This window comes from Peptidiphaga sp., from assembly GCF_057238965.1.
Window position 1 is genome coordinate 3,314 of sequence record NZ_DBHHEV010000051.1, and the last position, 7,849, is coordinate 11,162.

The following is a 7,849-nucleotide window of genomic DNA, read 5'->3' on the forward strand; positions in this document are numbered from 1 at the left end:
GCCTGCGGCTGCGCTGCCTGGCCGATCGGAGCCGTGGCTGAGGATGTCGATGCGGGCGCAGGGGCGGCTTCGCGCGCAGTCGCCGGTTCGGCTGCGGGCCCGGGTGCTTTGCGCGCGGCGGCCTCAGAGCGAGTCGTGGCCGGAACGAAGGGCGTGCACGGGGGAACCGTCCGGGTCTTTGGGGCCTATAGTTAAAAATCTGCGGACTGTTGAATTTGCGGAGTCTGGCGTCGAAAATGCGCCGTCAAGCCAGAGCCTGGCTCGTCAAACGAGAGAGGTTGGCGAGGGCGGTGCGGACGGGCGAAACCCGCTTGCACCGCCCTCGCCAGACGTCGTCAGCGCGATGGCTTCCAGTCGTCTTCGTCCCACTCGTCCGTGGCGGGCGGGACGTCGTACTTGTCGTAGTCGTCCCGCTCGTCGTCGCTCTTTGAAGACGCTTTGAGCTCGCGCTCCAAGGCTTCATAATCGGTATCCGGGGTGAAATACTTGAGATCTCTAGCTACTTTGCGTTGCTTAGCCTTTTGACGGCCGCGCCCCATGGCTCGACCCCCTTCGTCTCATCGCGGGGCAAGCTCAACGGCGCCCCAATGGTTTACTCATCCGTTCGCGTTCTATAGCTTAGCGCGCATGGGTGCGTCAGCGCCACGTCGAACGCGTGCGATTGCCCTCAAACGCGTTTCTTGGCCCGCCGACGCCGACGGCGCGCGAACTTCAGGGCAACGAGGCCGACGGCTGCCGCCGCGGTTCCGCCGACGATCGCCAAGGCGCGCCGGTCTCCTCGCTTGGCGTCGGACACGACCCCCTTGACCGTCTCAGCGGCATGAGAGGCCTTGGCCTTGACCTGTTCCTTGGCGTCCCCCGCCAGAGCCGAGGGGTTGAGCCGCGCGGCCAGCTCGTTGACCGTGGCGGTCATCGATTCGCGGGTCGCAACGAGATTGGCCTGGATCTGCTGGATGTCTTTGTCGTCGTCGTTGAGTTTTTTGCTCACTTTTCCAATCCGTTCTTGAAGGCGGCGACGTCTTTGCCGAATCCGTCGCCGGGGGACACCTTGTAGGCCTGCGACGCCTTTAGCTTCTTCACTCCGAGAAGCGCGAAGACTCCCGCGAACAGCAGCAACGCGGCCGTCACGATGAGGAAGCCCGCCCACACGGGAAGCCAGATCGCCAGGACGAGGGCGAAAGTCACGAAAAGCATCCCCGTCGCATACAGGCCGATGAATGCGGCGATGCCCAGATGGACTCCGCCCATCCCCAGGTTCTTGACCTTGGCCTTGAGGTTCGCCTGAGCGTACTCCAGCTCCCCGCGCACCAGGGTTGAGGCCTGCGAGGACAGGTCTGCCACGAGGGAGCCGATGGTGGGCTTGCCCGCGCCCGAAGGCTGCGCGGACGCGGTGCCGGGCTGAGTCGCTGGGCCGTCGGGGGCGCCGCCGACGCCGGAAGGGCGCGAATCCGCCGGGGCTGCTCCCGAAGCGGCTGGAGCGGCCGTGCGTGCGGCCTTCGAAGCCCCCTTCAGGGACTCCCCGTCCTGGCGGCGCATCTGCTCCCGAAGCTTCGCATACTCTGCTTGCGCGCGAGCTCGCAGCGCCTCTTCTTGCGCATTAGAATTGTCCACCCTCATTCCCCTTCGTATCGCGGCGGTCGACAATGCAACACTATTCTCACCCACGAAGGCGGAAAAGGCGAAGCCCACGCACCGTTTTCCTCCCCGCCCGCGGCCCTCGGTTCGTTATCAGCGATACTTTTGCGTCTTGCGCGATTGCGCTCGATGCGTCGAAAATTGGCTTATGTCTACCATTCGTTTCCATGGAGAACCCGCCAACACCGTCGGCGAACTGCCGGCAGTCGGCTCTGCCGCGCCTGCCTTTGCCCTGACGGCAGCTGACCTTTCCGACCTGACGAGCGAGTCCCTCGCCGGCAAGCGCGTCGTCCTCAACATCTTCCCGAGCATCGACACCGGCGTGTGCGCGGCGTCGGTCCGCGAGTTCAACAAGCGGGCGGCGTCTTTGGACAACACCGCGGTGGTCTGCGTCTCGGCTGACCTTCCGTTTGCCGCCGGCCGTTTCTGCGCGGCCGAGGGCATCGACGACGTCCTCGTCGGCTCCTCGTTCCGCTCGAGCTTCGGCAAGGACTACGGCGTCACCCTCCTCGACACTCCGCTGGCCGGGCTTCTCGCCCGCGCCGTCGTCGTCCTCGATGCCGAGGGAACCGTCCTCCACCGGGAACTCGTTGCCGACATCGCCGACGAACCCAATTACGACGCCGCCGTCGCGGTGCTCTGACGGGCCCTTCCCGAGCCTTCCTTCAACGCCCGCCCGTGCGGGCGGGCGCGAAAGATGAAGCGGCGCTGCACCGCGAAGCTCACGGCGAACCCAAGGACGTCCGTGGCGATCTTCGCCAGCCACAGCGGCACGTGCAACAGGCCGAGCGCTTCGACGCCGGCGTATGTCACCGCCATGAGAACGAGCGTTAGCAGGGTGTACTGCCTGACCTGACTCCACGTCCTGTCGGTCGAATGGTCGCGGAACACCCCCAGCTTGTTGAGGGCGAAGTTGACGACGCCGGACGTCAGCCGCGAGCCGACGACGGCGGCCAGAAGGTTGAAATGGCCCGCCAAGGCCAGGAAGAGGGCGAGCTCGAGGGCCCAGCAGAACACTCCCGCGCCCGCAAAGGCGAGCAGGGGGCGGAACACACGCCACGAATCCCGAAGCGGGCGGAAATGCGAACCCGAGTTCGCGTCGATGTACACGGTTTCGATCGGCGTCTGCACGATTCGCCGCTTGGCGTCTGCAGCCGCCAGCAGGGCGTTGAGCTCCCACTCGAAACGGTCCCCGGGAACGTCGAGCAGGCCTTTGAGCTGGTCGGGGCCGTATCCGCGGAGCCCCGTCTGGGTGTCGGCGACCTTCACTCCCGACGCCAGCCTGAAGAACTGCGCGCTCATCGCGTTGCCGAAACGAGACCTGGCCGGCACGCCGCCCGCGAAGGCCCGCACTCCCAGCACCAACGCCTGCGGATCGCTGCGCGCCTCCCGGGCGACCGCCGCGATGTCGGCGGGTCTGTGCTGGCCGTCCGAATCGGCGCAGACGACCTCCTGGCCGGGCGCGTTTTCGAGGCACCACCGGAAGGCGGTTCGCAGCGCGTAGCCCTTCCCGCGGTTTCTGGAGTATCCGATGACTCGCGCGCCGTTGTCCCGCGCCTCCTGGAAGATGGGGGAGTAGGCGGGGCCGGATCCGTCGTCGACTACGAGGACTTGCGCGTCCGGAAGCTCCCTGCGGATGTCGCAGACGAGGTCGGGAAGCCTGCGATCGGGTTCGAGCGCCGGAATGACGACGATCATGACAGCTTCTCCACATAGAGGATGTCCGACGTTCCGCGCTCGCTGCCGTTGGAGGGCTCGTTGATGACCTCGCCGTTGAAGTACATGGTCGAGGAGCCGCCGCCGTCGAGGTTGTAGGCGGTGACGCAGCCCTGCTCGAGCATAATCTTGGCGGCTTCCGTCATCGTGACGCCGCGCGAGTATCCGGTGTCCCTTCCATCGACGACGACGAAGACAAGCGTGCCGTCCTTCTTCGCGCCGACCAGAGTGCGAGGCTGGTTGCCCTGGATCGAGTGGTTGCCGAAGTTCGTGTCGATCTCGACGTCGTCGATTCCGTCAACGATCTTGCCGTTCTTGACGAGGGACGGGCCGAAGGACAGGGTGTTCCACACGCCTTGCTTGACGAGTTTCTGGCCGTTTGTGCTGGTTTCGTCGTAGATTTTCACGGATCCGTCGCGGTAGAAGGCGAGGCCGGCGCGGGCGCCGTCGTCGCGGTAGACGACCCCGTTGCGGATGACGATTCCGCTGCTTCTGAAGCCGTAGTAGTCGCCGTTGATCGCGAAAATCGCGTTGTTGTTCGAGGCGATGGTCGAGGTTTTCTGGGTGATGTTGCGGCCGAACTGGTTGTTGGCGAAGGCGGACTTCAGGGCGGTCGCGTCCGTGAGCTTCACGGTGGCGACGTAGTAGGTGACAGTGTCGTCCCCGGAGCCGGTGGCGATCTGTTCGACCTTGACCGTGCCGTTCGCTCCCGTGTACGAGCTGTCCGTCACCGTCGTTTTGACGTTGCTGCTTGAATAGTCCTTCGCGGCGTTCGATGCGGACGCCTGCTGCTTGGCCTCGTACTCCTTGACGTTGGAGATTTCGACATGGTCGATGACGTAACGGTTGAGCGCCCAAGCGGTTCCCGTTCCGACGGCGAGCGCGACGGAGAGCGAACTTGCCGCGACGATGCGCCGCCGCCGCTTGTGCTTGCGGGGGTTGGCCGCGCGCTTGGCCGCCTTGGCGGCCTTCCGCCGCTTCCGGCGCGAAAGACTCTCGGCGGGGAGGTCGCATGCCGAAAGGTCGCCTGCCGACTGGCCCTCAGCGGATTCGTCTGCGGGTTCGTCTGCGGGTTCGTCGCCTGTGGGGCGGCCGTTTGCGGGCAGCCCACGTTCGACCGGCAGCCGACTGCCGACGGGCTGCACGCGTTCGGCGGTCAGCTGGCTGCCGACGGGCTGGTTGTCGGCAAGCTGCTCCCGGGCGTTTGCAAGGTGTTTGCTCCCGCTCGCAACGGGTGGCGGTGTGGAGGCCGCCTTTTTGCGCTCCTGTCCGTTCTTGGCGGCATTGCTGTTAAAAGGCGTTGTCTTCTCGTCCATGCTTCAAGTGTGAAAGCTTGGACAGGAGATTTACTGAGGCTTTTCTGGAAGTCTACTGGAGTAAAATTTTAGAAAAACGTAAAGTAGACTGTGGTCCATTTGCGATTGGTTCGCGGGAGTTTAGGGAGTTGGGCTGCTCCTGCGCTTGTCTCGGCGATTCAACCAAGCCGAGGCGATGATCACTGCGGGGCCGAAAAGAAGTCCGGAGACGGGCCAAATAATCCACGAAACGCCCCAAGCGTGCCAGATGAAACTCCACAAAAGGTAGACGGCTGTGATGACAGGCCAGAAGATGGCCGCGAAGACGTCGACTCGGGTGCCCGACTCCTCGTCCCAGTTTCCCTCCTTTCGTCCGCAGCTCCGCCACTGGCCCCTGTTGTCGGACGGTCTGCCCGGTTGGCGCGCCTGCGCGCCGGGGTCGATGAAGCGGGTCGCCGTGAAATCGGAGGCTGCGGAGCCTGTCGTCGAGTCTGCCTTCGGAGCTTTGGGGGACGGGGTGCGGCTTGCGGCCCGTCCGTTTGCGGCGAAGGCTCCGGGGCGCGCGTCCGAGGGGGCTGTGCGCGGGGCCTGGGCGCTCGCGGGGTTCGCGCCTCGCGCTGCGGCGTCGTCGGAATCGGGCGCCGTCGAGCCGGGGGATGTCGCGTTGCGGGCGTCGTCGTGTGCGCTGTTCATGCGATTGAGTTCGGTTGAAATGCCGAGCACTTCGGCGAGTTCGTCGAGGTTGCCGAACTCGGTGATGACGGCCCCAACCGCCTCGTTGTGCGAATTGCCTTGCGCGACTCTGGCGGAGTAGGCGTCCTCCATCATCCCTCGCAGTTCCTCTTTCGCCGCGTCGAGGCGGGGGCTGGAGGCGTAGGGGGAGAACATGGTGTCGAGATAGGCGTAGATGACATCCATTAGTGACTTCCTTTCACAAATCGATCGACGACGGCTCGCGTGGCCTTCCATTCGGCGATTTTGGAGCGCAGGGATATTCGCCCTTCGTCGGTCATTCGGTAGTAGGTTCGCGGTTTTCCCGACTCGGAAACGTCGGGAAACGAGGCGACGAGGCCCGTGGCTTCGAGGCGCTTGACCGCGCTGTAAAGCGTGGTCTGCTTGATGGTGTAGGCGCCGCCTGAGATCTCGGTGATGGTTTTAACGAGCTCGTACGGGTATGAGGCGTGTTCCCGCAGAATCGAAAGGACCATGAGGTCGATGTATCCGCGGATCGCGTCGCCGCCGATCATGGGATTCCTTTCGTCCGAGATTTCGCGCGGTCTATTTGGGATTGACATTGCGGCGCGATCGAACCCGAAGCCGCAGGCTTTGGGGCGCGACCGAATGTACTCCCATAAGCGTAGTACGTCAGACGTAGTATCGCAAATGCGCTTTCGGAATCGGTTTTCTCAAGCTTTTGGCAAGGGGCGGTCTGTTCTTGAACTTTCTGGGGGCAGAGAAAAGTCCGTCTGTTCTTAAACGCCCGGACGCGTCAGTGCCGAATCCTCCGCTTTGGGCGCCTCTGAACACGGTTTGCCGCACAGCGCGAACTGTGCGGCAAACCGGGGTGTTGTTGGCAGTGGGCCGTGGAGCTACTTGGCGGATGCCCCCGAGAGGCTTGAGGCCTTTGCGAAAGCGGACGCTTCTTGCCCGAGGATCACATGCCAGACTCCCGGGACGACCTCGGCGGCGCCTGCAACGCCGGCGGAGTTGAGAGCGTCGAGATCGACCAGCGAAGAATCGCGGACTTCGACGCGCAGACGCGTCGAAGCGACGTTCTCCAGCGTCGACACGTTGTCGCGGCCGCCGAGACCCGCGAAAAGGGCCTTGACGCGGCTTTGCTCGATCGTGTCTCCGGCGGGCGAGGCTCCGGCCGCTGCAGCTCCGGCGGGTGCGGCGGCCGTGTCGGCTGGGGCCTCCGCCGACGTCGCGTCTGCATCGGCAGAAGCCTTAGCGCGCGCGGCGGCCTTGTCCTCGGGCGTGCGGTAATCGAGGAAGATGACCAGCAGCATGGAGGTGGTGAAGGCCGCGAGCACGGCGATCGCGTAAAGCGGGATATTGTCAAAGGTGGGGATCGTCAACAGTGAAGTGAAGACGAATGCCTTGATGTTCACGCCACCGCCGATGCCGATGATCAACCCGCCCACAAGGCAGCCGGGCAGCATTCGCGAGTAGATCTTCTTGAACCGCAGATGGATGCCGTAGAGGGACGGCTCGGAGATGCCTCCGAGGAGACCGGCGGCCAAAGCGCCGGTCGCCGTCTGGCGCATTTGCTTGTCCCGGTCGCGGAAAGCGAGGAACAGAACGCCCGCCGTCGCGCCGAAGCAGGCGAAGTTCCATGCGCCCATCGGGCCCTGGATGTAATCGTGGCCCTGCGAGGCTATGTTGGCGAGCATGATCGCGTTGATCGGCCAGTGCAGGCCGACCGGCACCATGAACGGGTAGGCGAGAGGAACGATGATCGCGAAAATGAACGGCGAGAAGCCATTGATCGCGCCGAGCGAGTTTCCGATCCAGCCGCCGACGTAGATTCCGGCGGGCCCGATGAGGAAGGCCGTCAGCGGGATCATGACGACGAAGGCCAAGAAAGGCACGAACACGAGCTGCACGTTCTCGGGAATGATCCTCTTGAGCAGCTTGTACAAAAGCCCCAGGACCACGGCCATGAACAGCGGCGGGAACACCTGCGAGCCGTAGCCCGGAACGGTCAGCGGCAGGCCGAAGACCTCCACGATCGGAATCTTGTTTCCTCCCTTGAGCTCGATGGTCTCCGTCGGATGTTTGCCCAACGCCGTGAAGCCCGGAAGCATGACGAAGGCCATGATTGCGAAGCCGACCCACGGATCGGCGCCCGCCTTCTTCGAGGCGTTGTACGCCACCATCAGAGGCAGGAAGGTGAACACCGACTGCCACATGCGGTTGACGAACGTCGACGAGGGCGAAAGGGTCACCTCCGGGTCGGACCAATTCCCGACGACCTTGAGCGTCGCCATGATCGACATGAAGGTGATGATGAGCGAAGCGCCGAGCAGCGCGCCGAGCACGGGGCGGAACGAATCCGAGAGGAACTCGAAAAACGTGTCGAGCCACGCGGACTTGCCCCGCGGGCCGCCGGATCGGGCGGCGGCCTTGATCTCGGCGTCGGTCGGCTGGCGACTGCCCTGCATCTCCGGCAGGGAGTTGATGGCGTTGTACACCGTCTGCAC

9 protein-coding genes and 1 pseudogene are annotated in these 7,849 nt (G+C 64.3%); 2 read left to right on the plus strand and 8 right to left on the minus strand.

Annotated elements, in window-relative coordinates; genetic code table 11:
- Positions 1–195: pseudogene (locus ACO48X_RS07180) on the plus strand (phosphoribosylformylglycinamidine cyclo-ligase); the annotation flags it as partial.
- Positions 196–335: 140 nt separating this feature from the next.
- On the opposite strand, the gene ACO48X_RS07185 reads toward ACO48X_RS07180, so the two are convergent.
- The 3 genes from ACO48X_RS07185 to ACO48X_RS07195 all read right to left on the minus strand — a co-directional run bounded on the left by ACO48X_RS07185 (position 336) and on the right by ACO48X_RS07195 (position 1,611).
- A complete protein-coding gene (locus ACO48X_RS07185) occupies positions 336–539 on the minus strand; it encodes a DUF3073 domain-containing protein (RefSeq protein WP_484989571.1) in 204 nt (67 codons plus the stop codon).
- A gap of 128 nt (positions 540–667) precedes the next feature.
- The gene (locus tag ACO48X_RS07190; RefSeq protein WP_485001408.1) at positions 668–988 is read right to left on the minus strand and encodes a DUF3618 domain-containing protein; all 321 of its coding nucleotides are present in this window, start codon (positions 986–988) and stop codon (positions 668–670) included.
- Complete coding sequence (locus ACO48X_RS07195; protein ID WP_485001409.1) at positions 985–1,611, minus strand: phage holin family protein; 627 nt, start codon at positions 1,609–1,611, stop codon at positions 985–987. Before ACO48X_RS07195 ends, ACO48X_RS07190 begins: the two co-directional genes overlap by 4 nt.
- A gap of 172 nt (positions 1,612–1,783) precedes the next feature.
- On the opposite strand from ACO48X_RS07195, the gene tpx reads away from it, so the two are divergent.
- Positions 1,784–2,278 (plus strand): thiol peroxidase, encoded by a 495-nt coding sequence (gene tpx / locus ACO48X_RS07200; RefSeq protein ID WP_485001410.1) that lies wholly within the window; start codon positions 1,784–1,786, stop codon positions 2,276–2,278.
- Here the strand turns inward: tpx and ACO48X_RS07205 are convergent.
- The 5 genes from ACO48X_RS07205 to ACO48X_RS07225 form a co-directional block, all read right to left on the minus strand.
- Positions 2,251–3,333 (minus strand): glycosyltransferase, encoded by a 1,083-nt coding sequence (locus tag ACO48X_RS07205; RefSeq protein ID WP_485001411.1) that lies wholly within the window; start codon positions 3,331–3,333, stop codon positions 2,251–2,253. The two genes, tpx and ACO48X_RS07205, sit on opposite strands and share 28 nt — an antisense overlap.
- Complete coding sequence (locus ACO48X_RS07210; RefSeq protein WP_485001412.1) at positions 3,330–4,667, minus strand: phosphodiester glycosidase family protein; 1,338 nt, start codon at positions 4,665–4,667, stop codon at positions 3,330–3,332. The genes ACO48X_RS07205 and ACO48X_RS07210 overlap by 4 nt, the downstream gene beginning before the upstream one ends.
- Positions 4,668–4,787: 120 nt before the next feature.
- Positions 4,788–5,564, minus strand: a complete 777-nt coding sequence (locus ACO48X_RS07215) for a permease prefix domain 1-containing protein (RefSeq protein WP_485001413.1) — start codon at positions 5,562–5,564, stop codon at positions 4,788–4,790.
- The gene (locus ACO48X_RS07220; protein ID WP_485001414.1) at positions 5,564–5,893 is read right to left on the minus strand and encodes a PadR family transcriptional regulator; all 330 of its coding nucleotides are present in this window, start codon (positions 5,891–5,893) and stop codon (positions 5,564–5,566) included. The genes ACO48X_RS07215 and ACO48X_RS07220 overlap by 1 nt, the downstream gene beginning before the upstream one ends.
- Before the next feature lie 342 nt (positions 5,894–6,235).
- Positions 6,236–7,849 (minus strand): PTS transporter subunit EIIC (locus ACO48X_RS07225; RefSeq protein ID WP_485001415.1); only part of this gene is annotated, 1,614 nt, incomplete at its 5' end.

Excerpts from the sequence above, each read along its gene's own strand:
- ACO48X_RS07215 (WP_485001413.1), bottom strand. The coding sequence starts at position 5,564 with ATGGATGTCATCTACGCCTATCTCGACACCATGTTCTCCCCCTACGCC.
- ACO48X_RS07210 (WP_485001412.1), bottom strand. The coding sequence starts at position 4,667 with ATGGACGAGAAGACAACGCCTTTTAACAGCAATGCCGCCAAGAACGGA.
- ACO48X_RS07205 (WP_485001411.1), bottom strand. The coding sequence starts at position 3,333 with ATGATCGTCGTCATTCCGGCGCTCGAACCCGATCGCAGGCTTCCCGAC.
- ACO48X_RS07220 (WP_485001414.1), bottom strand. The coding sequence starts at position 5,893 with ATGATCGGCGGCGACGCGATCCGCGGATACATCGACCTCATGGTCCTT.
- tpx (WP_485001410.1), top strand. The coding sequence starts at position 1,784 with ATGTCTACCATTCGTTTCCATGGAGAACCCGCCAACACCGTCGGCGAA.
- ACO48X_RS07185 (WP_484989571.1), bottom strand. The coding sequence starts at position 539 with ATGGGGCGCGGCCGTCAAAAGGCTAAGCAACGCAAAGTAGCTAGAGAT.